Genomic DNA, 24231 nt, shown 5'->3' with positions numbered 1-24231 from the left:
TTTCCTTTTTTATTGTTTAGCCATTTCCCGTATGGCGTTCATTACCGCTTTCGCCATCTTAACATCGGCCAAAGCATGATACCCACCTTTAATCTCCGTCACCTCGATCAGTTGACTTGCCCTGCCCTTAAAGAAATTCTGCAATACCTTAAAAGGACACACCCAGTCCATCTCTCCTTGAAGTACATAGGTCTGGCTCTGAATCAAAGGCAATTGAACGATGAGCTTTTCAAATGCACCAAAGTAATCATTAGCTACATAATAAAGCTCAATGCTTGCTAGAGACTGACTGAAGGGCGCATTTATCTCACTGACCATAAAGCCTGGATAGGCTAAAGCCATCTCCCAACTGATCCAGCGCTCTGTAGCAGAGTGACGAACGTCTTGGCACTCATCTTCTAATCTGGAACGATAACTTGTGAGTAAAGTTGTTAACTGTTGAGGGTCTACACCATCAGCAAAGGCCCTATATTCATCTTTGAACAAACGGGCGGCGCCGCTATTACAGTAGAGCCATTCGATGCCCGCGGGGTTAGGAATAAATAAGCCCCACAGTACTTGCGAGATCACCCGGCTTGGATAGTAAGCCGAATACAGTAGCGCCAAGGTTGCGCCAAATGAGCCTCCAGCCAGCATCCATTGAGAGATATTAAGCCAGCAGCGCACTCGCTCGATATCGTCCAGTAAACTGGAGAGGTTATTATGTTTGAGTTCTCCGCGAGGGCGAGAGCGTCCAGCACCACGCTGATCAAGTAAAATAACCTGATAAACAGACAGATCGAATAGCTTTAACTCTTCAGTACTACAACCTGCGCCGGGCCCGCCATGCAGATACAACAGCGGGATCCCATCGGGATTACCATACTGCGCCACATACAGCTGATGCGTATCGCCGACATCCAGCCAGACTCGACGAAAGGCTTTGGGCTGCGCAATAGGCACTCGCCCTACTTATCCCTATCGGCAGACTCGGCCTGCTTATCAGGAGCTGGCTCGCGCGTTTGTTCACTCGTTTGCTCGATTTGGCTAACCTGTTTTGAATCTTGCGCCAACTCTTCAGCCTCATCCTCGGCTAATACTTTTTCCCGGATCAGCTGACACTCATGCAGGTACTCCGGTAATCCGGCGGTGATTTCCGCCCCCACCAGCACGATCACCCAAGACACATAAACCCACACAAATAAAATGGGTATTGTCGCTAGGGCGCCGTAGATCGCCTCGTAGCTCGGGAACTGAGTCACGTAGTATGCGAAACCCTTCTTGCCCAATTCAAACAACATGGCAGCGACCAGTGCACCTAGTAATGCATGTAAGAATTTCACCTTCTTAATTGGTACAACCATATACAAGAGTAGGAAGGCCGCGACAGAAAACAGCATAGGCAGGCGCTCAATCAGTATTGGTACCACCCCTGAGAGCTCTGAAGTATTGAACACCTTTAACGACACTATGTAAGATGTTGCAACTAAACTTGCCCCCACCAGCACGGGCCCTAAGGTCAACACCATCCAGTACATGGAAAACGACACCGCCGCCTGACGCTTCTCTTTAGTGCGCCAGATACTGTTTAGTGCCTTATCGATAGCCGAGATCAGCATCAATGCCACCACCACTAAGGCGGCGATACCCACGCTGGTGCCCTTAGAGGCATTGGCGACAAACTCATTAATGTAGATCTGCACCGTATCACCAGCGGCTGGTAGAAAATTGTTGTAAACGAACGCTTCTAACTTTTCCCGAATGCCTGAAAAAACTGGGAACGCCGACAACATAGAAAACATCACCGCCACTATCGGCACCAGTGATAACAGGGTGACATAGGCTAAGTGTCCAGCCTTGATATTGACTTGGTCCTCTTTAAAACGACTGAGTAGATGTAAGAAAAATGCCCAAATACTCAGTAAAAAAGAACGAACCTGATTTATCACAATCTTATTTTTCACTTGTTACTCTTGATTCTGTTAAAGTTGGTCTTAATCTATTAGACGATAAATGATCTGCGAATCACTATCTTGGTACAATAAAGCTTATAACCTTCTCTTTACAAGCATAAGGATTGAATTCATGTCTCAACAAGGTTCTTCAGGCAATGTTATTGCCGCAATCGCGAGCTTTTTCTTCGCTGGATTAGGCCAACTCGTTCAGGGGCGCATACTCGCTGCCATTCTCTTTTGTTTAACCACCTATGCAGCATACGGTATTGCTTCATTCACATTAGGCATATTTTTAATTATCGCAATACCTTTACACATTTGGTGCATTGTTGACGCAGCTAGATACCGCTCGTAGTCACTCACCGAATTTTCAGGGATAAAAGAAGATGAAAAAACTAATCACCACAACGATTCTTGGCACTAGCCTGCTACTGGGTGGCTGCCAGAGTGCTTATTACGGTGCCATGGAGAAAGTCGGTTATCACAAGCGCGATATCATGGTTGACCGTGTCGAAGATGCTAAAGAATCTCAAGAGGAGGCGCAGGAGCAGTTCAGCTCGGCGCTTGAAGAGATGCAGGCACTGCTTAACCACGATGGTGGTGATTTAGAAAGTGCCTATAACAAGGCCAAAGACGAATATGAGTCGGCACAAGACGCGGCCGATGATGTCACTAATCGTATCGACAAGGTAGAAGATGTTGCCGAAGCGCTATTTGACGAGTGGCAAACCGAGATCGGTGAGATCAGCAAAGCCAGTCTACGTCGTAACAGCGAAAGCAAGCTAAGAGAAACTGAGCGTTCATACACTCAATTGGTTAAGAGTATGCGCCGCGCCGAGAGCAAGATGGAACCAGTACTCGTCGCAATGAAAGATAATATGCTGTATTTAAAGCATAACCTTAATGCCCAAGCCATTGGCGCCATTAAAGGCGAGTTTGCTAGCCTACAGACTGATATCTCTGGTCTAATTAAAGAGATGAACAAGTCGATTAATGAATCGAACAAGTTTATTGCCTCGCTCGAAGGTAAATAAGTAATGACTAAAGTTTGGTTCCTAGGTATGAACTCTTAGGAACCAAACTTGTGAGCTAGTGCGATATTTTCAACGCTCAAATCTTAATTTTTAGATCTCGTCCACAAGCTAACAACCCCTTCAGAACCAATTCTCAAAAAAAGTTTCACACTAGTATCAATAACAATTGAACAGATACTCATATGAGCTTTATCGAATCCTTAACCCTTGCCCTAGCACTAACCTACAGCGTTAGTCTTATCTATTGGAGTGGCAAGAAATGGGGGGCACTGATTACAGGCCTATTAATTACAGGAGCCATTATCTCCAGTCTTTATTGGCCGTTAATCGCCGCACTAGCCATTGCAGTCGTTATCATAGGCTTAGTCTACAAATTCCAACCAAAGGTCGCTCAAGGCGATATGAGGGCCAATAACCTACGAGATGGTGTTCAGCATCTTCTGGCACTTTCAATGCTATTGGTTGGCGTACAATTTGCTGTTAATGCTGCGTTATTAAAATCAGGGATCACTCCGTGGTTAATGCGCCCCGATGTGGGCGATGCCTTCTTGCCGATTGCTGGCGGCATCGAGATCAAGGCGATTTTAAGTTTAGGGATCTGGGATCAAAACCACCCTGCTGCAGCGGTCATGCTAACCGTGGTATTACTAACAGGCCTGCTGTGTAAGCGCGCCTTCTGCGGCTGGGCCTGCCCACTGGGCTTGGCAGGAGAATATCTCTATAAACTCAGAAAACGTTTTATTAAGCAGGAGCTATTGCCACCGGCTTGGATAGACTGGCCACTGCGGATGATAAAATACCTGCTATTACTGGCCTTGCTGTACATCATCGTCGGCATGCCAACCATGAGTATTCCCGGCTACCTGAACAGTAATTACCACAAGATTGCCGATCTCAAGATGGCACTGTTTTTTATCACTCCAGGGCTCGTGACCTTAATCTGTTTCGGCTTTATTCTTGGGCTTGCAGCTTGGCGTCGCCAAGGGTTTTGTCGCTACATCTGCCCTTATGGTGCGCTTTTAGGGCTACTGAGCTTTCTTAGTCCATTCAAGATCCGTCGTAATACCAAGCACTGCTTGATTGAGACTAAAGGCATGAGTTGCGACAAGTGCAGCCGTGCCTGCCCAGCTAATATCAAGGTGCATAACCAAATCAACATTCGCTCAGATGAGTGCCAAGCCTGTATGCGTTGTATATCGGCTTGTCCTAAGAAAGAAGCGCTACAGTTTAGTACTCGCAACGGTTGGAAGCTTTCAGCACGAGGCTTAACGGTTATGCTACTAACCATCATGTTCCTGCTACCGCTTATCGCTTATCTAGCAGGCTTCTGGCACAGCGAAACGCCCGTTGAGGCGCGGATGTATTTGATTCAACATCTAGATAGGATTGGGCATTGATAGAAGGTCCTAGGTCCTAGGAAAAGCAGGCTCTAGGAAAGGCTAAGACAGTACAAGACGAACGGCCTGCGGCCTTACGGAACGCTGCGCTTACGGAAAAGATGGGGTAAAGCAGGGAAAGGCTGAGACGGTTTAAAGATGGTGAAAGCAAAGACGGAAAAGCGGGAAGCTAAGAAAGAGTACTGGTGATGCTTTTTTCTTTTGCTGTTCCTAGTAGGGCTTTAGCCCGCCCTCGAAGCGCAGCGTCCTAGGATCTAGGCCCTTCTTTTAAAGCAAAGACGACTAAAGACTAGCGCAGCGCTTACGGTAATGGCTAAGAAAAGAGCCTGCTCCCTGAATGGAGTAGGCTCATTAAATTCCGCCTCTTAACTCTTATACTAATGAGCTTGAGTTAGTTTACTCGCTTGGCGTGCGCCTTAATTACCGGCGATGCAATGGCATCCTGCGCGCCAATTAATTGTAGCTCATAAGCGCCTTGGTTAAAGGTCTCTAGCAGTACAGCATCCACTGAGGCATTAGTGCGCTCAAATGCTTCAACTGGGCTAAAACCAGCTTGCAGATTAGCCAACATCAAGCCACTGATTAAGTCACCGACGCCCACAGGTTGCTTTTCAAATTCATATAAAGGACGAGAGATTAAGTAACTGCCAGCCTTGGTCACCAGCAACATCTCAAACTGCTCTTGGCAAGTGGCGGCCTTAGCAAGGTGCTTCACGACTACCATCTCAAGCCCTTTTTCTAGCAAGCATTCACACGCATTTATCACCTCGTCCAGATTATGCAACTCTCTATCTGTGAGCGTTTCCAGCTCTAACAGGTTAGGCGCGATAATATCGGCTTCAGCCAAAGCTTGAGTTTTTAGGAACTCTTGCACGCCCGGCGCAACGATGCAGCCCTTCTCTGGGTGGCCCATCACAGGATCGCAGAAGTAAATCGCATTAGGATTGAGGGCTTTCATCTTTTTCACGGCTGCGACAATTTCACCACCTTGCTCTGCACTGCCAAGATAGCCACTGAGAATGGCATCACAGGTTTGCAGTTTACCGATATTGTCTAACCCTTGTACCAACTCGGTGATCTGACCCGCAGGCATGACAGTTCCCGTCCATCCTTGTGCATACTGAGTATGGTTAGAGAACTGCACCGTGTTAATTGGCCACACCTCCATACCGAGACGACGCATTGGGAATACGGCGCTACTGTTTCCTGCGCAGCCAAATACCACATGGGATTGAATGGATAAGATCCGCTTCATGGTTACAACCTTTAATTTTATTAGCGATTTAATAGAGGGTGCTCTACAGCTGCTTGTTTACAGCTACTCGAGGTTTTCACGGATTATACCAATTAGTCTCATACCAATCAGTATAAATTAGTATTGCCAAACTTAATCAGCCTGTGAGTGATTGCACTAGGATTTATGTGATTCACAGTAAATCGTTATCGGTATGAGTAAGGACTTGCCTGAAACAATGCAAAAAGCCCTTAACCATAGATTAAGGGCTTCACTCTCACTCTAAATAAGCAGTAAATAATTACTGCTGAACTTGGTAGAAGTTAACGCGGTTATTACCTTCTGTTGCATCTAATACTGCAAACTCACCATTCACAACTGTCATCGCTTGTGGGTTAGTCAGACCCGCAATATCGCTAGCCGCAACAACGGTATTTGAAGCCAAATCCATGGTTAACATTTGCTGACCAGAATGGCTAAGTAAGTAAGCTTTATCGTCTGCCACGCTAATACCGGTTATATTCGGGTAAGCCTGAGCGTCGATGCTAATAATAGCTTCGCTATTTAGCTCGTAGTCTTTACCGCTTAAACGTGAAACCACAAAGTTATTACGCTTAAGATCTGGCAAAGTCACCATTAAGTACTCTTGAGTGTTCGCATCCCAACCAACGTTAGCAACGTAGTTGTACTTAGCACGCACTGTCGCAAAGCGGCTGCGCTTAAGTTCACGAACGCCATCGGTTCCTTCGACGAATCGACCGTAAGTATCATCAAACTTCACGCTAGGGTCGTACTCAACGCGTACAAAACTCTTATGATCTGCTGTCACCAACACCGAGGTTTCGCCATCAAACGTCACACCGGCTAGGTTTGATATTTCAGCAGAGAATGCTGCATCAATTTGCACCTTAGCCAAAATTTCAGTCAGTTCTGCATTTAAGAAATAAACCCAGTTATTACTGGTAACCACTGCAAATAACTGGCTTTGTGGGTTATAGCTAATACCTGTCGCTAGACCGAAGATCTCCGCCGGCAAAGTAACACTATCAAGCGCAGTTAATTCGCCGTTAGCCGTCACTTTAGTCGCATCATTCTTTGTCATAGCCGCAAAGTCAGGCTTCTCGATTGAGTAAGCACCACGGGCTGATAACTTTGACAATGTAGGCCAGTTAGCCGTTGACCAAATTGTTTTCTCTGAATCAAATGTCATACGAACAGGGTCGCTTTGACCAATATATGGGAATGGTCCTGTTTGCGTGAATGCTTGCACAATGTTGAAGCCAATAATCACTAAGAACACATTTACAGTGATCTTGTTCAATAGGCTCCATTCACTGCTATCGCTCTTCTCAACTAGCTTATCGCCTTGTAGCAGCATTAATACGCCAGCAAACAATAAGATAATCGCAAAGACCACAATCACCCACACATAAGTGTGTACGCCAAAAATAGCCGGGCCAAAGCCTTGGCCAATATCACGCAGAATATGTGCCGAACTATGACGGTAGCCCGCCCATAAGCCGTATACAGCGGTAATAATCAGTGCACCAATATACTTTGGCTTTAAGCCGTAACGCATGATAAAAATCGCAATTAGCGATACCAGCACCATTGCTGTACGCTCTTGCCAGCAAAGAATACACGGGGTATCACCCATTCCAAAACCTAAGATGATACAGGCAATACCCACAGGCAAAGCTATAAGTGCCAATGCCGCCAGCGACACAATTCTGTTTAACGTTAATTCATTCATCTTCGTGTTCTCACAAGTTACCGGCAGGAACTAGCATGCCCCAAGTCGCCATCAACCAAATCCCCATGCTCATTAAAATGCTTAGAGCTAAAAAAATGTGCGCCATTCTTTGTTTATGTGGCTTAAAAGCCACCAAGAAACATGTAATAAAAATTAGGCAAAAAAGTAGAAATTCCACAACTTTCTCCAATAGAGTTAACTAGAACTCAATTCAAAAATGCGCTTAGCAAGCCAAATAGCGGCTCAAAATTGTCTGCAGCATTCGCTGCAATGCTTTGTAAATTGGCAATGCAAGTTACTAAAGCTGCAACTAAATTACGGCAAATCTGCTAGAAAAAATGTGTCGTAACCGTCATACCTCCAAATGAGTATTAGCGCATTCTTATTTTTGCTATCTGGATTCATTTATCGCTAAATTAGTGAGCGCTAGCGCTTGAGGCGAACTGATAAGCTAGTGGAGATTCACACTCTAAAGCGAGTTGTGAGCCTAGCCTAAAAGCATTGATTATTGAGGGGGCAACTGCAAAATAGCGGGGTAGAGTGAGCAACAGCACTAAAATACAAAACTACAGACAACAAAAAGGCCCTGAACATTTGCATGCTCAGGGCCTTTTTAATACTTAACCCATTAAGGGTTGAAGCTAAACGCGGTCATTACTTACGGTTATGACGCTTACGTTCGTTTTCAGTCAAGAAACGCTTACGAACACGGATGTTCAGTGGCGTTACTTCTACTAATTCGTCATCATCGATGAACTCAAGCGCTTGCTCTAGTGTCATTTCGATATGCGGAGTTAGTACCTGAGCTTCGTCAGTACCAGATGCACGCATGTTAGTTAGCTGCTTACCTTTCAAACAGTTAACTGTTAGGTCGTTAGCACGTGCATGAAGACCAACTACTTGACCTTCGTATACTTCTGATGCGTGAGTAATAAACAGACGACCACGCTCTTGTAGACCGAATAGTGCGAATGTTAGTGCTTTACCAGTAGCGTTAGAGATCAATACACCACGTGCACGTTGACCAATATCACCACCTTTCAATGGACCGTAGTGGTCGAATGAATGGTAAATTAGACCAGTACCAGAAGTCGCTGTCATGAATTCAGTTTGGAAACCGATTAGACCACGGCTAGGGATAACGAAGTCGATACGTACACGACCCTTACCATCTAACTGCATGTCCTTCATGTCACCCTTACGGATACCAAGCTTCTCGATCACGGCACCTTGATGTTGCTCTTCAACGTCAACAGTTAGTGTTTCGAACGGCTCACACATCTCGCCATCGATCTCTTTTACGATAACTTCTGGACGAGATACAGCTAGCTCATAACCTTCACGACGCATGTTTTCAATCAAGATTGAAAGGTGAAGTTCACCACGGCCTGATACGCGGAAACGATCTGGGCTGTCAGTTTCTTCAACGCGTAGTGCTACGTTGTGTACTAGTTCTTGCTGTAAACGCTCAAGAATATTACGTGAAGTAACATACTTACCTTCTTTACCAGCGAACGGAGAAGTGTTCACCTGGAAAGTCATGGTTAGTGTTGGTTCATCAACAGACAATGGAGGCAATGCTTCTACGTTAGTAGTTGCACAAACAGTGTCAGAAATTAGCAATTGGCCAAGACCAGTAATCGCAACGATGTCGCCTGCTGTTGCATCAGCAACTTCGTGACGCTCAAGACCCATGTAACCTAATACTTGGCCTACTTTACCGTTACGCTTCTTGCCGTCTGCGCCAATAATGGTCACTTGCTGGTTAGTTTTAACACTACCACGCTTGATGCGGCCAATACCGATAACACCCACGTATGAGTTGTAGTCGATTTGCGAAATTTGCATCTGGAAATCACCTTCAGCATCAGCATCTGGTGAAGAAACTTTTTCAACGATCGTTTCGAATAGCGGCGTCATATCAGCGCTAGTTTCGTCTGGATCTAGTGTTGCAAAACCGTTTAGCGCAGAAGCATAAACGATTGGGAAATCTAGTTGCTCATCAGTCGCACCTAGGTTGTCGAACAAGTCAAATACTTGGTCAATAACCCAATCTGGACGTGCGCCTGGACGGTCAATCTTGTTAATAACAACGATTGGCTTTAGGCCTTGAGCGAAAGCTTTCTTAGTCACGAAGCGAGTCTGTGGCATTGGACCATCTACTGCGTCAACTAGTAGTAATACTGAGTCAACCATAGATAGAACACGCTCTACCTCACCACCGAAATCGGCGTGACCAGGAGTATCAACGATGTTGATACGGTAATCGTTCCACTTGATGGCAGTGTTCTTGGCCAGAATCGTGATACCACGTTCCTTTTCAAGATCATTTGAATCCATCACCCGCTCAGTGGCTTCTCCTCGAGACTCAAGGGTTCCTGACTGCGCCAGCAACTTATCAACCAAGGTAGTCTTACCATGGTCAACGTGTGCAATAATGGCGATGTTACGTAAATTCTCTAACACGGCTAAACCTCTTACCATCGGTATAAAATATAGGGGGGGTTACTGACAACAACTAAAACCAATCTAGTATAGTAGTTGCAATAAAAAGCGTGACATTCTACTCTAGCTCGACGTTATCTCACAGGATTATTTTTAACCAATCGTTAAAAATAACTCTTTCGCATTGCTTTTTTTCGCTCTAACGTCCGCTTTTTATACACTTTTTTATACTTTACCCACACTAGACTAATCGTGTCAGCCAGCTTAAACCTCCTCGCTATATCCAACACTTTGGCTGTTTTAGGCGACGATTTCAGATCTATAAGTAGCTAAAACACGCTCAATAATCCTGCGGTTAAATGACTGTCTTTAATCCCAATAACACTTATTGAAAATCCAATGTTATTTCCTTGACTTATCCCCTATAAAATTGGTCATAGCTTAGTTATTCTGTGTACCGATTTTAAACGAGATGCCAATTAAGTATCTGCAAGACAAATGGCAACTGCACTGTTATAGCGCGCACCACATTGATCCATTGGTCGCACCAAAATAGTGCGACAAAGAAGTTACCAACAAAGCCAAGAAACGACTAACTCATAATATTCAACAAGTTAAAGAGTTGGCACGAGTCTCGCTATATGAAGACCATAATCGCATTAAGCGCTAAATATTAAAGATAAAACAAAGGGACGACCCTTTACCCTACTCGGAGACTTTAGAATGTCAGCAGAATCAGTTTTACAACAACTAAAAGAGTTAGAAGTTAAGTTTGTTGATTTACGTTTTACCGATACGATAGGTAAAGAGCAGCACGTTACAATCCCAACTCACCAAGTTGATGCTGACTTTTTTGAAGACGGTAAAATGTTTGACGGTTCTTCAATCTCAGGTTGGAAAGGCATTAACGAATCAGACATGGTATTGATGCCTGATCCAGCAAGCTTTGTTCTTGACCCTTTTACCGCTGAAACGACTGCAAACATTCGTTGTGACATCCTAAACCCTGGCACAATGACAGGTTATAACCGTGACCCACGTTCAATTGCAAAGAAAGCTGAAGATTACCTACGTTCAACAGGTATTGCCGATACAGTATTGGTTGGTCCAGAGCCAGAATTCTTCCTATTTGACGATGTCAAGTTCGGCGCTGACATGTCGGGTTGTTTCTACAAGGTTGACGCTGAAGAAGCGGCTTGGAACTCAGGTACCAGCTATGAAAATGGCAACAAGGGTCACCGTCCAGGCGTTAAAGGCGGTTACTTCCCAGTAGCACCAGTAGATTCATCACAAGATATCCGTAGTGCTATGTGTTTAGTACTAGAAGAGATGGGCCAAGTTGTTGAAGCACACCACCATGAAGTTGCTACAGCGGGCCAGAACGAAATCGCAACACGTTTCAATACACTAACACTGAAGGCCGACGAAGTTCAGGTACTTAAGTATGTTGTACATAACGTTGCTCACGCTTACAACAAGACTGCGACATTCATGCCTAAACCAATCGTTGGTGACAACGGTAGCGGTATGCACGTGCATCAGTCTCTTGCAAAAGACGGCGTGAACTTATTCGCTGGTGACAAGTATGGCGGATTGAGCGAAACAGCACTATTTTACATCGGTGGTGTTATTAAGCATGCTCGCGCAATCAACGCATTTGCTAACCCATCGACAAACTCATATAAGCGCCTTGTACCACACTTCGAAGCGCCAGTTATGCTTGCTTACTCAGCAGCTAACCGCTCTGCTTCTATCCGTATCCCAGTGGTACCAAGTGCAAAAGGTCGTCGTATCGAAATCCGTTTTGGTGACCCAGTAGCAAACCCATACTTAGCATTCTCTGCAATGCTAATGGCGGGCCTTGACGGCATCCAAAACAAGATCCACCCAGGTGAGGCAATGGACAAAGATCTATATGATCTTCCAGCAGAAGAAGCGGCTGAAATCCCAACAGTTGCCACTTCACTAGAAAATGCACTTGAGTGTCTAGACGCTGACCGTGAGTTCTTGACTCGTGGCGACGTATTCACTAACGACTTTATCGATTCTTACATCACACTTAAGTCTGCAGACGTTGAGCGTATCAACCAAACTACTCACCCAGTTGAATTCGAGCTTTACTACAGCTTGTAATTATCTGAGATGACTCGCTAACCGCTAGAGTGGTTAGCCTTACAGCCCTAAACAGCAATGTTTGGGGCTTTTTTTTTACCTTGTTCGCCTGTCTATCTACTGTTGACCTATAGTTTATCTATCCCTATTCGCTTTCGTCTGCGAAAAAGCTAATACCAACCAGTATAAGCCTTCTATGGGTATAGCTCACAAATGGAATGACTTTATGTGGCAAAAAATTAAGCCCTATCGCTCCTCTATTATCTTACTTTCGGCTTTGATGCTAGGAGGACTGATTGGGATCCTCTTTCCAGTGTTTGCCCTTAAGCTAAAGCCCTTGGGCCAGATATTTCTAAACTTACTGTTTATGATTATCGTGCCATTAGTGGCGATTAGCGTCACCTCCTCTATCGCCCGTATGACAGACTTAAAAAAACTCGGTGTGATCCTAGTGACCATTTTCATGGTCTCTATTGTTATGGCGATTATCCCAACAATAGGAATTATCGGCCTCGCTTCTATTTACGACCCAGCACAAGGGGTAACCCTAGATCTGCATCAACAAGTGAGCACTGGCTCTGGAAGCATGGATTTTGTTAACCTGCTGACCACCAACGACTTTGTTGGTTTGCTGTCTAAGTCCAACATTCTGGCACTGATTATCATGTCAGTTATTTCAGGCATTGCTATTGGGCAGTCAGGAAAGGATGGCGAGAAGGTCTCGGCCATGCTCGATAGCTTAAATACCGTGATCATGAAAATCGTCTCTATTTTAATGATCGTTGCACCAGTGGGACTCGGCGCCTACTTTGCATCGACGATGGCCAGCCAAGATACCGAACTCTTGAGTACATTTGCCCGTGCTATCGGCCTGTTTTTTATCGCTGCCGCACTCTACTACACCCTTGGTAGCACGCTATACGCCTGGTTAGGCGGTGGCATTAATGGCATTAAGCAATTTTGGCGCAACGCCATTGAGCCATCAGCGACGGCATTAGGAACAAGCTCCTCCCTTGCATCACTACCTGTCAATATTCGCGCCGCTAATAAGATGGGCATTAGAGAGGAGATTGCCGATATCTGTCTGCCCTTACTGGTAAACCTAAACAAGGGCGGCGCAGCCATGACCACGGCCCTTAAAATTGTGTTTATCTACTCGATTCTCGGATTGGATTTTACTGCAGATATCTTTGCGCTAACGGTACTGATTTCTGTCCTCTCAGCCTTTGTGATTGGCGGCGTGCCAGGCGGGGCTTTTCTTGGCGAGATATTTATCGTCACCACGTTAGGCTTACCGATAGAGGTGATCCCCATCTTAGTGATTATTGGTGCGGTTACCGACGCCCCAGCAACGGTGATCAACGTGATCCACGACCTCAACGCGACCCAAATAATCGAACGGATTAACGGTAAGCGTTATGCAAGAAGCTGAGGCTATAGTGACAAACGCCAAAACCTTAGCGAACTAACGACCTCCTTTACCATTGATAGCATATTAAGCAAAAGCATCTTAATTACAATCAATTAGGCATATGACACTTTAAGTGTCATATGCCTTTTTTACGCCTGTCACATTCATGACGCCGTCACCGAACAAAATTTATGCTGAACTTGCTCTCGTCAAATTCAACTGTCAACATAGCAAGGAGCAAATATGGAACAATCAATCACTCGACACAAAATGGACACAACAATGGACACGGTCACGATTGCAAATGGATATTGGTACTACTTCAACGATGAAGAGGTACGTATAACCGCCCACGGTTCAGGTTTTACTGGTAAAGAAACTATTTATGTCAATGATGAACTGATCACCGAAAAGCGTAACCTTGGGATGAAAAGCGCTCACGAATTTTGTTATTTGGGCAATGACTACCAAGTGACTTTTGAAGTCAGTAGCTTGCTCACTGCAACCGTTGTATGCACCCTATATAAAAATGGCAAGTATATGGCGACCGAAACTAAAGCGTATCTCAACATGGACAGTAAGTCAGCGCTCAAGCGCATATTCATGTTCTTTGTCGCCGGTATGGTTTTTGGCGGCTTAGCTGCTTGGCTAGTACACCAGTTTACTGGTTAGGCAAATGCTAAATAAAACTAAGGGAGCTAGCGGAGTCGAACATGGAGATTAATGCGATAACAGTAAAAGAATTGCGCCAATCTAAGGGCTGGACTCAACAGCACTTAGCGGATGCCTGTGCTATTAGTTTACGTACAGTTCAGCGAGTAGAGAAAGAGGGCAGTGCCTCTAACGAAACCCTATTGGGATTATGTGCCGTCTTTGAAGTGGAACAGAAACAATTGCAGGTGATCCCAAAGCCCACTCATGCTCAGATGCAAAAAGTATCTCTATACAGTCAGTGGTTGCTATTCGCCTTAGCGACCTTGATTGGTGGCTGCGTGGGTGCTCTTATTATGTATCTTATTTTGGGCTAGCCCCCCAACAAAAGCCCATCGATTATAGGACAAAATGCTTATTTGGGCTTTTGCTAATCAGGAGCGACTATTCAAAAGTATACACGGCGACTCGACCACCATGGCCCCCTGCCACCAAAGTATTACCGTCAATCGCTAGGGTGAAGAAGCCCTGAGCCTGACCATTGATTAGCAGTGGTTGCCAGCTATAACCGTGGTCACGGGAAATATCACTCGAAAGTTTGCCTGTGGCAATACAGGTTTCTTCATAGCACACCATGGCCGTGCGTAGGCCAGGTGTCGTACCCGGCGCTTTATGCCATACATAGCCCCTTCTATAGACCATATTCGCATCATACTTATCCCGTTGCTGATAATCCCCGCCCACCACAAATAGATCACCTAAATGATTAAATGCTAGCGCATAGCCACCTGCGGTTTGAGTATCATCATAGAGAGAGATTGGACGCCGACGCCAATGTTGCCCCGAGTCGGCGCTGCTGTAGGCAGAGCTGCTATAGCCGCCGGTGGTAAACCAAGCCCGCCCCCTTTTGCCAACGATTAATGTATTACCGCTGGCGGCAAAAGCGACCTCTTTATCGAGCATTTCTGGTAACTCCCCTTTGGCGATACGCTGCCATGTTTTGCCACCATCTGCAGTGCGTAAGATAACGTAACAACCACCAACGGGATCGCCCAGCAACAAACCATTATTGCGATCCCAAAAAGCGATTGAATTAAAGAAGCCCAGTTCATCGGGATTATCGAACAGCAACTGCCAACTCAATCCTTGGTTCTGCGTTATATACAGCTTAGAGAGTCCCCCCTGACCCGCCCCCATAACAATTGCCGTGTTAGCATCGAACACTTCAATATCGCGAAAATCAGTCAAAGGCTGATCTTTAACCGATACATCTAACCAGCTGTTACCGCTGTCTTTGGAGATATAGACGCGGTTATCAGTCCCCGTTACCCAAGCGACTCCCTCGAGTACGGCGCTACCTCTAAATGAAGAACCGGGAGCTAGGCTTTGAATATTCCATTCCATCGCCGAAACGCCAAAACAACAAAAACTGATTAACAGCATGAATATCTTCATTAATTTCCCTAAAATGAATGACAGCTCAATGTGGTTACTATCGAATAAACCTCGTCGTTAAGCAAGCCCTTCATCCCCCCTTATCCTTTAGAGAAGCATTCCATTAATCTAGCACGCTAAATTAGCAATTCATGAATAAAACAAGATTAAACAACAACTTAATAACAAATAGTTCTGGACACTATCTAAACTATATACTAAATTAAAAGTGTGACGCAGATCACCATTTTAGTAATAAGGAACCTACTATGAGAAAAAAAGCAACTCGAGTCGCACTGCTAAGCGCAGGACTACTACTTTCAACGACAAGTCTTGCAGCTATGAGTCCGATTACAGAATGTAATGATTGCTCCAGCCAAGCAGCACAAGAAACGGCAAAAGCGCAGCAAAGCGATAGTGTTTATGTAGTAGATTTTGTTAATCGCACCGCGCAAAAATTTGTCACAGATGACAAGGGTACGACATTACTGGCCAAGTTATCAGTGGGTGAATTAAATCATCTCAATCAAGAATTCAATCACCGTAAGGTATATTTAAGAGCGGTAACACCTTAAGTTAAAAGTGATATCTCAGGCCTTAAATTAAGGCCTGTTTTTTATCTTGCTATATGACTTTCATTACTTATCTTCTTTTACGATCGACATCTGCTTTTACTATCGACATTTGCGAATATCTAGGCTCATTAGCGCCCTCTAAAGGTAGGCTCAACTGCGCATCAACGGCAAGCAGCCATATACAAGCCTACGTCCCCAATCAAATCCAATGCGTGATCAAAGCCTTCATCTTAGATTACTGATGCAGTATCCAATCAGCGTAAACCCGTAAATTTTCTCTAATAACTTCCATTTAAGATTGGAATCCCCTATAAAATAGCTAATTGATACTGACTTTCACCATAAAAATAAAAAGGTTGTCCCATGGATGTTAAGGACCGCAATATTCTCGCCATATTACAACGCCAAGGCCGTATCGCGATCTCAGAGCTCGCTGCCAAGTTAAATATGTCCGATACTCCCTGCCTTCGCCGAGTGAGAAAGCTGGAACAAAGTGGCATAATCCGTGGTTATGCGGCGCAAATTGACCCAAAAGATGTGGGGTTCAACGTAGTGGTGTACGCCTTTGTACGCCTCAAAGAAAACTCAGATCAACATGCGATACTTTTCGAAGACAGCATGGAAAATCTTGAACAAGTAATGGAGTGCTCAGTGGTCACCGGAGCTCACGATTACCTCCTAAAAATCGTCGCCAGTGACCTGCTAAGCTATGAAAGCTTCGTGAAAAAGTCGCTTGGGAGTCTAAACTGTATCGCAGGGATCGAATCGACCGTAGTGTTAAAACAGAACTTCTCACGTAGTACATTGCCGCTGTAGCGGCATTCAAGCCTCAAAAAATAACAGGGTTGAACCAAGCACGCTAACTCAATGTTAGCGAGCGCAATAAGCCACTAGATCATTGGCCTACTAAGCTTTAAGTATTAATATCACTCGACGCACTGAGCTCGACTATAGGAACGATTATGTACAGCTTCGATTATTACAACCCAACCCACATCTGCTTTGGTGAAGGCAAAATTGCCGAGCTAGATAACTTAGTCCCACAAGATGCAAAAGTTCTAGTCCTATTTGGCGGTAATAGCGCCAGAAGTACAGGTACACTCGATGAGGTTAAAGCTGCACTTAAGCAGCGTGAGGTTGTTGAGTTTGGTGGTATCGAGGCTAACCCAACCTACGAAACATTAATGCAAGCGGTCGATGTGGTAAAACAGCAAAATATCGACTTCCTGTTGGCCGTTGGTGGTGGCTCGGTTATCGATGGCACTAAGTTTGTCGCTGCTGCCGCACTATTTGAAGCTGAGCCATGGGACATACTTTTAAGTTGGGGCGAAAAAGTCACTCAGGCTATGCCATTCGGTACGGTACTAACCTTGCCAGCCACTGGCTCAGAGATGAATAGTGCCAGCGTTGTCACTCGTAAAGAGTACCAATCAAAGCTGTCTTTCATGAGCAATCACGTCTTTCCAAAATTCTCAGTATTAGACCCAAGCAAAACCTTCACACTGCCTGAGCGCCAAGTGGCTAACGGGGTTGTCGATGCCTTTATTCACATCACAGAGCAATACCTTAACTACCCAGTTAATGCGCCAGTACAAGACAGATTCGCCGAAGGCTTGCTGCAAACCCTTATCGAATTAGGCCCAAAAGCATTAAGCCAACCTAAAGACTTTGATGTGCGCGCTAACCTGATGTGGGTAGCAACCATGGCCCTGAGTGGCGTGATAGGCAAAGGTGTGCCACACGACTGGGCAACACATATGATTAGCCATGAGATCACCGTCCTTTACGGAATTGACCATGCGCGTACTATCGCGATGATTCTACCTGGCATGCTCGATGTTCGCCGTGACGCTAAGCAAGAGAAGTTACTGCAATATGCCGATCGCGTTTGGGGCATTAACCAAGGCAGCAATGATGAAATCATCGATGCGGCTATCAGTAAAACCCGTGAGTTCTTCGAAACGATGGGCATTAAAACTCGCCTTTCAGACTACGACTTAGATAGTAGCAGTATCGATGAGATCATCAATAAACTTGAAGGCCACGGCATGACGGCACTGGGCGAAAATCAAGATGTTGATCTGGCTATGAGCCGCAAGATTTTAGAACGTAACTTATAACCCCTAATAACCACACAGATACAAGCGTAAAAGAGACCTCAGCTAATTGGCAGGCATCACGTAACAAGGATGCCGCTAATTGGCAAACCAACAGATAAAAAGGACGACAAAATGAAGATATTGATGGTACTCACCTCACACGACAAACTTGGCGACACAGGCTTAAAAACAGGCTTCTGGCTCGAAGAATTTGCCAGTCCTTTTTATCGCTTTAAAGACAGTGGCTTTACTATCACCTTAGCCTCTCCTGCTGGCGGTCAACCACCACTAGACCCGAGTAGTGAACAGCCGGGCTTTCAAACGGCGGCGACCGATAGATTCAATCAAGATGAACAAGCCAAGCAGCAACTGGCTACAACAAAAGTGCTAGCAGAGATAAACCAAGCTGATTACGACGCCGTTTTCTATCCCGGCGGCCATGGTCCGTTATGGGATCTCACCAACGATGCCCATTCTATCGCATTAATCGAAGCCTTCTACCAAGCTAAAAAGCCTGTTGGACTAGTGTGTCACGCGCCGGGGGCACTTAAAAATGTCAAAGCCGCTGACGGCTCACCTTTAGTCGCTGGCAAGCAAGTAACAGGCTTTACTAACGGCGAAGAGGCTGCAGTGCAGCTCACCGAAATCGTGCCTTTCTTAGTGGAAGATATGATGCTGGCAAATGGCGCCTTATATAACAAGGGAGACGACTGGGCTAGCCACCTTGCCGTTGATGGCAACTTAATCACGGGGCAAAACCCGGCATCTTCTGAAGCGGTAGCTGATGAGATCATCAAGCAGCTGAAGTAGAAATATGGCGGCTTATACTAAGCTGTTGAACCAATCGCTAATAATATTCGATATAGAGCAGCAATACGATAAAAGCCAGCAGCTAGGTTAAGCCCAAGACGACAGCAAACAAAAAGCAGCCGACAAGCTGCTTTTTTTGTTTGCTAATCGCGATTATAAGCTTGCTAGTTCAACCTAGAACCCCGTTTACTTATGTAATTTACACCGATAGCTGTCATCAAAGAACTGCACGCTTGCTTCGCCTTGATGCTCCCAAAACTCAAAGTTACGTCCTTGATATTTTGCGCCGCTGCCACTGCGCACATTGGTTGCCTGCAGTTGCTGTTCACCCATTTTCTCACTCGAAAAGGTAAATACCGCCGTTACTGGGTCTAATTGGGTATAAAAAACAGCGGTTATCTGTGGATGATGACCACAATCAAATACCACGGCTGGCGGCACCTCCAATAAGCCGCCTTGGATCTGCAACTCGATAATCCGCCCCTTATAGTTTTGCAGTGTACACTCACGCACATCTTGCGCCTTCCAGCAGTCATTACGGCCTTTAATCCAACCTCTCTGCGTCGCCTTAGGTTGCTCTGACGCTGGGATATTAACGACAGCCGCTTTATAAATCTGCTCCATCAGTCTATCGAGCTGCGCAAGTTCAGCGTCATGACAGATGAGTGTTTCAACCTGCCCCTGAGCCTTAGCGCAATCAAAAGTTGGAGCAACATGCATATCGCTAACGGGTACAACGAGCTCGCTGTCAGCTTGCGTTGGTTTTATTTGAGTTGCCACCGTCGAACTACAAGCAGCCAACAGAACTAAGCAGCCCAGTAAAATAGTTTTTTGCATCTCTTATCCTTTACTTACTCTCTGCAGCTAGCGTCTCTCTAACCGCACTCAAATTGATCTAACTCTACAATAGTTAATATTCTAACCAAGCTAATTTACCCTATCACTATAGATAGCAAGTTTCTGTATTGGCCATAATTTTCTTCGGACTTCACAACAAAGTTCATGATTTTTTATGGAAAAACAGCTACTCTTTCAGAGATTACAACCCTGTAACAAAGGACGTCACGATGCGTGTAGGCTTAGCTTTACTACTGTTATTAGTTGCCACCTTAGCTCATGCAACTGTTTATAAATGGGTCGATGAAGAGGGTAAGGTTCACTTCTCTGACGAACCGGTAAAGAATGCCGAAGTGGTCGAGTTAAAAGAAAACACTCAAAACAACATCAAACTCCCCGAAGTAACTGTCATTCCCAGCTATCTAAAAGCACCTGAGGCTGCTCAGCCTAGTTACAAGATGAGTATTGCATCCCCAAGTGAACAAGAGTCCATTCGTAGCAATGATGGCAACATCACTATTATCACCAATATCACTCCGAAAATCGCAGATGCACATCAATTTGCGCTGTACATGGATGGCAATCAAATAGGCAATAAACAAACTATAGGTATATTTAAGCTAAGCAATATTGATCGTGGTGAACACCGCTTTGTCGTTAAGGTATTGGATCAGAACGGCAAAAGAATTGCATCGACTCCTGTAAGAACGATTTTTCTTCATCGGACGTCGATTAATGCGCCTACTCGTATTAAACCTCAACCTAGAGTCAACGAGTAAAAGCCTTTTAATATAGAAGCTTAGGATTATATTGATTTAGTCTACATTCCGATGAAGTCTAGTTGCAGGCTGCACCACTTTGGTGCACCATAGTGGTGCGATCAACTGAAATGCCCAAACTGGTGCATCTGCATAATTCGGAGTAGCTGATGGATACAAGTTTATTGCTCAATCATTTAGTAACGGCTGTGCTCGTTATCAATGAAGAGCTTGAGTTACTCTACGTTAATGCGGCCGCAGAGCAATTGCTCGGTGTTGGCAGTAACCGCCTGAGCGAACACCCCTTACCCGAGCACTATCAATTACTCGGCGTTGACCCTCAGGTACTAAAACTGGCTATTTTCGAAGGCCAAGGCTTGAGTATTAATACCGTGCCCTTAGTCACTCTCGATGCTCAACACCATACTGTCGACGTCACGCTGACGCCTCTTGAGCAAGAGAAGTACCTTGCTCTGATTGAGTTACGTCAGGTCGATCAGCAGCGCCGGATCCACCAACAGTTAACCCAAGATGCTCAGCAACAGGCGGCGCAATATTTAGTGCGCAACCTCGCCCATGAGATCAAGAATCCATTAGGTGGATTACGCGGCGCAGCTCAGCTGTTGTCCCGAGAGCTAAAAGAACCTGAACTTCACGAGTTTACCGATCTTATTATTGAGCAGGCCGATAGGTTGCGTAACTTAGTCGATCGCTTACTCGGCCCGCAGAGGCCGACTCAACATAGCCTGTACAATATCCACGAAGTGATCCAAAAAGTTGTCCAGCTAGTGAATGTTACCCTGCCAAGCAATATTGAACTCACTCAAGATTATGACCCCTCGATCCCTGATATTGAGATGGATCCAGACCAGCTGCAGCAAGCTATTCTCAATATTGTACAAAACGCGATACAAGCCTTAGAGCCTAAGGGTGGCAATATTCGCCTTAAGACCCGTACCCAACATCAAATAACCATAGGTACCAAGCGCCACAAGTTAGTGCTTATGCTATCTATCATCGATGATGGACCGGGCATTCAGCCCGAACTAATGGACACCCTATTTTATCCCATGGTGACAGGACGAGAACAAGGCTCAGGCCTTGGACTATCAATCGCCCATAACTTTGCCCGCTTGCATGGCGGCCGCATCGATTGCGACTCAACCGTCGGTCACACTGAATTTACCATCACCTTACCCATCAATAGTTAATAAGAGGAAGACCTAGAATGACTGAACAAGTATGGATCCTCGACGACGATAGCTCGATACGCTGGGTATTAGAAAAAGCGCTGCAAAGTGCTAAATTTAGCTGCGCTAGCTTTGCCGCTGCCGAGTCTCTTTGGCAAGCCTTGGAGATGACGCAGCCTCAAGTCATTGTCTCTGACATACGTATGCCCGGTACCGACGGTTTGACTCTCTTAGAGCGTCTGCAAAATCATTATCCGCATATTCCGGTTATTATCATGACGGCACATTCCGATCTCGACAGCGCTGTGAGCGCCTATCAGGCCGGAGCCTTTGAATATTTACCCAAGCCTTTCGATATCGACGAAGCCATCTCGCTAGTTGACCGTGCTCTCACCCATGCAAAAGAGCAGAGCTCGAGTATCACCGTTGAAGAGCCGCTAGTCGCCACACCAGAGATCATAGGTGAAGCCCCTGCGATGCAGGAGGTATTTAGAGCCATTGGTCGCCTTTCCCGCTCCTCGATTAGCGTATTAATCAATGGTCAATCGGGTACGGGTAAGGAACTCGTCGCTAGCGCGCTGCATAAACATAGTCCACGCAAGGGTAAGCCATTTATTGCGATAAACATGGCGGCGATCCCTAAAGATCTGATTGAGTCAGAGCTATTTGGCCATGAGAAAGGCGCCTTTACCGGTGCTGGCAGCGTCCGCCAGGGGCGCTTCGAGCAAGCCAACGGCGGCACCCTATTCTTGGATGAAATTGGCGATATGCCTCTGGACGTTCAGACTCGATTACTGCGAGTACTAGCCGATGGTCAATTTTATCGCGTGGGTGGCCACTCACCAGTACAAGTGGATGTGCGCATTATCGCCGCAACCCATCAAGACCTTGAACAACTCGTGTATCAGGGGGGATTTCGTGAAGATCTATTCCATCGCTTAAACGTCATTCGCGTGCATCTGCCGCCGCTGTCTCAGCGTCGAGAGGATATTCCTCAGCTCGCACGTCACTTCCTGATGATCGCCGCCAAAGAGATCGCCGTAGAGCCTAAAGTGCTGACTAAAGAGGCCGCGACTAAGCTATCGCAACTACCGTGGCCAGGTAACGTTCGTCAGCTTGAAAACACCTGCCGCTGGCTAACGGTAATGGCCTCGGGTCAGGAGATCTTGCCACTCGACCTACCACCAGAGCTATTACAAGAGCCTAAACTCAATAACGCACAAACGAGTGACAGTGATGACTGGCAAGGCGCGTTGAAGCTATTCATCGATCAGCGCCTCAGCGATGGCGATAGCGATCTGCTCACCGAAGTGCAGCCAGCTTTCGAGCGCATCTTACTGCAAACCGCCCTTAAGCATACCAATGGTCATAAGCAAGAAGCGGCAAAACGCCTAGGTTGGGGGCGCAACACCTTAACCCGAAAATTGAAAGAGCTAGAGATGGATTAGCAGCTCCCTCAATACGGCTTGCAGTAAAGAATCCACCTTCTGAAGTAGATGCTTTAGGGCTGAAAACAAAAAAGGAGATCAACAGGATCTCCTTTTTTGATTATAAGCCAGTCACTACACCGGATCTTGGTGAATAATCACCTCAGAGTCGACAAACTCCTGTCGCACCCTCTCGGATGTCTCCACGGCAATTTTATGTGCTTGCAGCAGACTCAAATCACCGTCTAACTCAAGATGAAACTGGATAAACATGGTCTTACCCGACTCGCGTGTACGTAAGTCGTGGATCCCTTTCACCTGCGGATCACGCTTAGCAATTTCAGTGATTTTACCGCGCGTCTCATCATCTAACTCTCGGTCGAGTAAAGACTGCACTGAGCGATAAGCTAAGCCAACCGCCTGTTGACCAATGAATAATGCAATTAACAGCGCAAATAAACCATCGGCCCACAACCAGCCGTACTGCGCCAAAACTAGTGCCAGCAGTACTGCGGCATTGAGAAATAGATCCGATTTATAGTGCAGCGCATCGGCTTCTATCACGGTACTCGATGTTGCCGCTAATGCACGCTTTTGCAGCATAACCAATGCAAGTGTCAACACGATAGCAATAATGGATACCACCACACCTAAGGTAGCATGCTGCACCTCAACCGGATTGATCAGACGCTCACCACCATGAAGCAATAACAAGAAAGCGGAACCAAGAATAAAGGCCGATTGCGCCAATGCCGCTAGCGGCTCCGCCTTACCGTGACCGTAGCGATGATCCTGATCGGCTGGCACGATGGCGTAACGAATCGCGATAAAATTCACAATAGACGCGAGAGTATCGGCAAAGGAGTCCGTTAACGAGGCGAGCATACTGGCAGAGCCGGAATACATCCACGCCGCAAACTTGATAGTGATAAGGGTTAAAGCTGTCGCAACGGCTGCGCGGCTGGCCAGCTTAACCCAGAAGTCATATTGGGAAGTGTCAGTCATAAAATCTGTTTACTTGTACAGTAAGGGAAACACAGATCTTAAGTTTATAACAAACGAGAGAGAAAAACTGATGATTTCCTTCAAGTTAAAACCAATTGACCCAATAGATAAAAGCTATTGGGTCG

The 24231-nt window shown here is 45.8% G+C and carries 22 protein-coding genes and 1 pseudogene; 14 read left to right on the top strand and 9 right to left on the bottom strand.

Features of this window, described 5'->3' with window-relative positions; all coding sequences use genetic code 11:
* Positions 1–9: 9 nt before the first annotated feature.
* Positions 10–942, bottom strand: a complete 933-nt coding sequence (locus tag SHAL_RS01825) for an alpha/beta fold hydrolase (RefSeq protein ID WP_012275492.1) — start codon at positions 940–942, stop codon at positions 10–12.
* A gap of 5 nt (positions 943–947) precedes the next feature.
* Positions 948–1943, bottom strand: a complete 996-nt coding sequence (locus tag SHAL_RS01820) for a virulence factor BrkB family protein (protein WP_041415794.1) — start codon at positions 1941–1943, stop codon at positions 948–950.
* Positions 1944–2064: 121 nt separating this feature from the next.
* Between SHAL_RS01820 and SHAL_RS01815 the strand changes: the two genes are divergently transcribed.
* From SHAL_RS01815 to SHAL_RS01805, 3 genes are all read left to right on the top strand, one after another.
* Positions 2065–2289: a hypothetical protein gene (locus tag SHAL_RS01815; protein WP_012275490.1), complete on the top strand. Its 225-nt coding sequence runs from the start codon at positions 2065–2067 to the stop codon at positions 2287–2289.
* A gap of 31 nt (positions 2290–2320) precedes the next feature.
* Positions 2321–2968 carry a DUF2959 domain-containing protein gene (locus SHAL_RS01810; RefSeq protein ID WP_012275489.1) on the top strand — a complete coding sequence of 216 codons (648 nt, stop codon included), beginning with the start codon at positions 2321–2323 and terminating at the stop codon, positions 2966–2968.
* Positions 2969–3150: 182 nt separating this feature from the next.
* Positions 3151–4365 (top strand): 4Fe-4S binding protein, encoded by a 1215-nt coding sequence (locus tag SHAL_RS01805; protein WP_012275488.1) that lies wholly within the window; start codon positions 3151–3153, stop codon positions 4363–4365.
* Positions 4366–4756: 391 nt separating this feature from the next.
* Here the strand turns inward: SHAL_RS01805 and pdxY are convergent, their stop codons facing one another.
* From pdxY to typA, 3 genes are all read right to left on the bottom strand, one after another.
* A complete protein-coding gene (pdxY, locus tag SHAL_RS01800) occupies positions 4757–5620 on the bottom strand; it encodes a pyridoxal kinase PdxY (RefSeq protein WP_012275487.1) in 864 nt (287 codons plus the stop codon).
* 280 nt (positions 5621–5900) lie between these two features.
* Positions 5901–7352, bottom strand: a complete 1452-nt coding sequence (locus SHAL_RS01795) for a disulfide bond formation protein B (RefSeq protein ID WP_012275486.1) — start codon at positions 7350–7352, stop codon at positions 5901–5903.
* A 654-nt stretch (positions 7353–8006) separates the two neighbouring features.
* Positions 8007–9818: a translational GTPase TypA gene (gene typA / locus SHAL_RS01790; protein WP_012275485.1), complete on the bottom strand. Its 1812-nt coding sequence runs from the start codon at positions 9816–9818 to the stop codon at positions 8007–8009.
* A gap of 702 nt (positions 9819–10520) precedes the next feature.
* Here typA and glnA point away from each other — a divergent pair.
* The 4 genes from glnA to SHAL_RS01770 all read left to right on the top strand — a co-directional run bounded on the left by glnA (position 10521) and on the right by SHAL_RS01770 (position 14348).
* Positions 10521–11930 carry a glutamate--ammonia ligase gene (gene glnA, locus SHAL_RS01785; RefSeq protein ID WP_012275484.1) on the top strand — a complete coding sequence of 470 codons (1410 nt, stop codon included), beginning with the start codon at positions 10521–10523 and terminating at the stop codon, positions 11928–11930.
* A 205-nt stretch (positions 11931–12135) separates the two neighbouring features.
* A complete protein-coding gene (locus SHAL_RS01780; protein ID WP_041415792.1) occupies positions 12136–13341 on the top strand; it encodes a dicarboxylate/amino acid:cation symporter in 1206 nt (401 codons plus the stop codon).
* Positions 13342–13563: 222 nt separating this feature from the next.
* Complete coding sequence (locus tag SHAL_RS01775; RefSeq protein WP_012275482.1) at positions 13564–13992, top strand: hypothetical protein; 429 nt, start codon at positions 13564–13566, stop codon at positions 13990–13992.
* A 41-nt stretch (positions 13993–14033) separates the two neighbouring features.
* Positions 14034–14348 (top strand): helix-turn-helix domain-containing protein, encoded by a 315-nt coding sequence (locus SHAL_RS01770; RefSeq protein WP_012275481.1) that lies wholly within the window; start codon positions 14034–14036, stop codon positions 14346–14348.
* 67 nt (positions 14349–14415) lie between these two features.
* On the opposite strand, the gene SHAL_RS01765 is transcribed toward SHAL_RS01770, so the two are convergent.
* Positions 14416–15426: a WD40/YVTN/BNR-like repeat-containing protein gene (locus tag SHAL_RS01765; protein ID WP_012275480.1), complete on the bottom strand. Its 1011-nt coding sequence runs from the start codon at positions 15424–15426 to the stop codon at positions 14416–14418.
* A gap of 248 nt (positions 15427–15674) precedes the next feature.
* Here SHAL_RS01765 and SHAL_RS01760 point away from each other — a divergent pair, with 248 nt between their 5' ends.
* Positions 15675–15980: a hypothetical protein gene (locus SHAL_RS01760; RefSeq protein WP_012275479.1), complete on the top strand. Its 306-nt coding sequence runs from the start codon at positions 15675–15677 to the stop codon at positions 15978–15980.
* 161 nt (positions 15981–16141) lie between these two features.
* Here the strand turns inward: SHAL_RS01760 and SHAL_RS22980 are convergent.
* A pseudogene (locus SHAL_RS22980) lies at positions 16142–16204 on the bottom strand (hypothetical protein); the annotation flags it as partial.
* 139 nt (positions 16205–16343) lie between these two features.
* On the opposite strand from SHAL_RS22980, the gene SHAL_RS01755 reads away from it, so the two are divergent.
* The 3 genes from SHAL_RS01755 (at position 16344) to SHAL_RS01745 (ending at position 18889) form a co-directional block, all read left to right on the top strand.
* Positions 16344–16796, top strand: coding sequence for an Lrp/AsnC family transcriptional regulator (locus SHAL_RS01755; protein WP_012275478.1), 453 nt, complete (start codon positions 16344–16346; stop codon positions 16794–16796).
* Between the two features lie 146 nt (positions 16797–16942).
* Positions 16943–18100 carry an iron-containing alcohol dehydrogenase gene (locus SHAL_RS01750; protein ID WP_012275477.1) on the top strand — a complete coding sequence of 386 codons (1158 nt, stop codon included), beginning with the start codon at positions 16943–16945 and terminating at the stop codon, positions 18098–18100.
* A gap of 111 nt (positions 18101–18211) precedes the next feature.
* The gene (locus SHAL_RS01745) at positions 18212–18889 is read left to right on the top strand and encodes a type 1 glutamine amidotransferase domain-containing protein (RefSeq protein ID WP_012275476.1); all 678 of its coding nucleotides are present in this window, start codon (positions 18212–18214) and stop codon (positions 18887–18889) included.
* A gap of 186 nt (positions 18890–19075) precedes the next feature.
* Here the strand turns inward: SHAL_RS01745 and SHAL_RS01740 are convergent, their stop codons facing one another.
* Positions 19076–19726: an MliC family protein gene (locus tag SHAL_RS01740; protein WP_012275475.1), complete on the bottom strand. Its 651-nt coding sequence runs from the start codon at positions 19724–19726 to the stop codon at positions 19076–19078.
* Positions 19727–19956: 230 nt separating this feature from the next.
* Between SHAL_RS01740 and SHAL_RS01735 the strand changes: the two genes are divergently transcribed.
* The 3 genes from SHAL_RS01735 to glnG all read left to right on the top strand — a co-directional run bounded on the left by SHAL_RS01735 (position 19957) and on the right by glnG (position 23122).
* Positions 19957–20505: a DUF4124 domain-containing protein gene (locus SHAL_RS01735; protein ID WP_012275474.1), complete on the top strand. Its 549-nt coding sequence runs from the start codon at positions 19957–19959 to the stop codon at positions 20503–20505.
* A 149-nt stretch (positions 20506–20654) separates the two neighbouring features.
* Entirely contained in the window at positions 20655–21695 is a 1041-nt protein-coding gene (gene glnL / locus SHAL_RS01730; RefSeq protein ID WP_012275473.1) for a nitrogen regulation protein NR(II), read from the top strand.
* A 17-nt stretch (positions 21696–21712) separates the two neighbouring features.
* Positions 21713–23122, top strand: a complete 1410-nt coding sequence (gene glnG / locus SHAL_RS01725) for a nitrogen regulation protein NR(I) (protein WP_012275472.1) — start codon at positions 21713–21715, stop codon at positions 23120–23122.
* A gap of 114 nt (positions 23123–23236) precedes the next feature.
* Here glnG and fieF read toward each other — a convergent pair whose 3' ends face one another.
* Positions 23237–24106 (bottom strand): cation efflux pump FieF, encoded by an 870-nt coding sequence (gene fieF / locus SHAL_RS01720; RefSeq protein WP_012275471.1) that lies wholly within the window; start codon positions 24104–24106, stop codon positions 23237–23239.
* Between the last annotated feature and the right edge of the window lie 125 nt (positions 24107–24231).

The sequence above is a fragment of the Shewanella halifaxensis HAW-EB4 genome (assembly GCF_000019185.1).
In the GTDB taxonomy this organism is placed as follows: domain Bacteria; phylum Pseudomonadota; class Gammaproteobacteria; order Enterobacterales; family Shewanellaceae; genus Shewanella; species Shewanella halifaxensis.
Note: the sequence above shows the minus strand (reverse complement) of the source record. Positions and strands in the feature narration are given on the sequence as shown.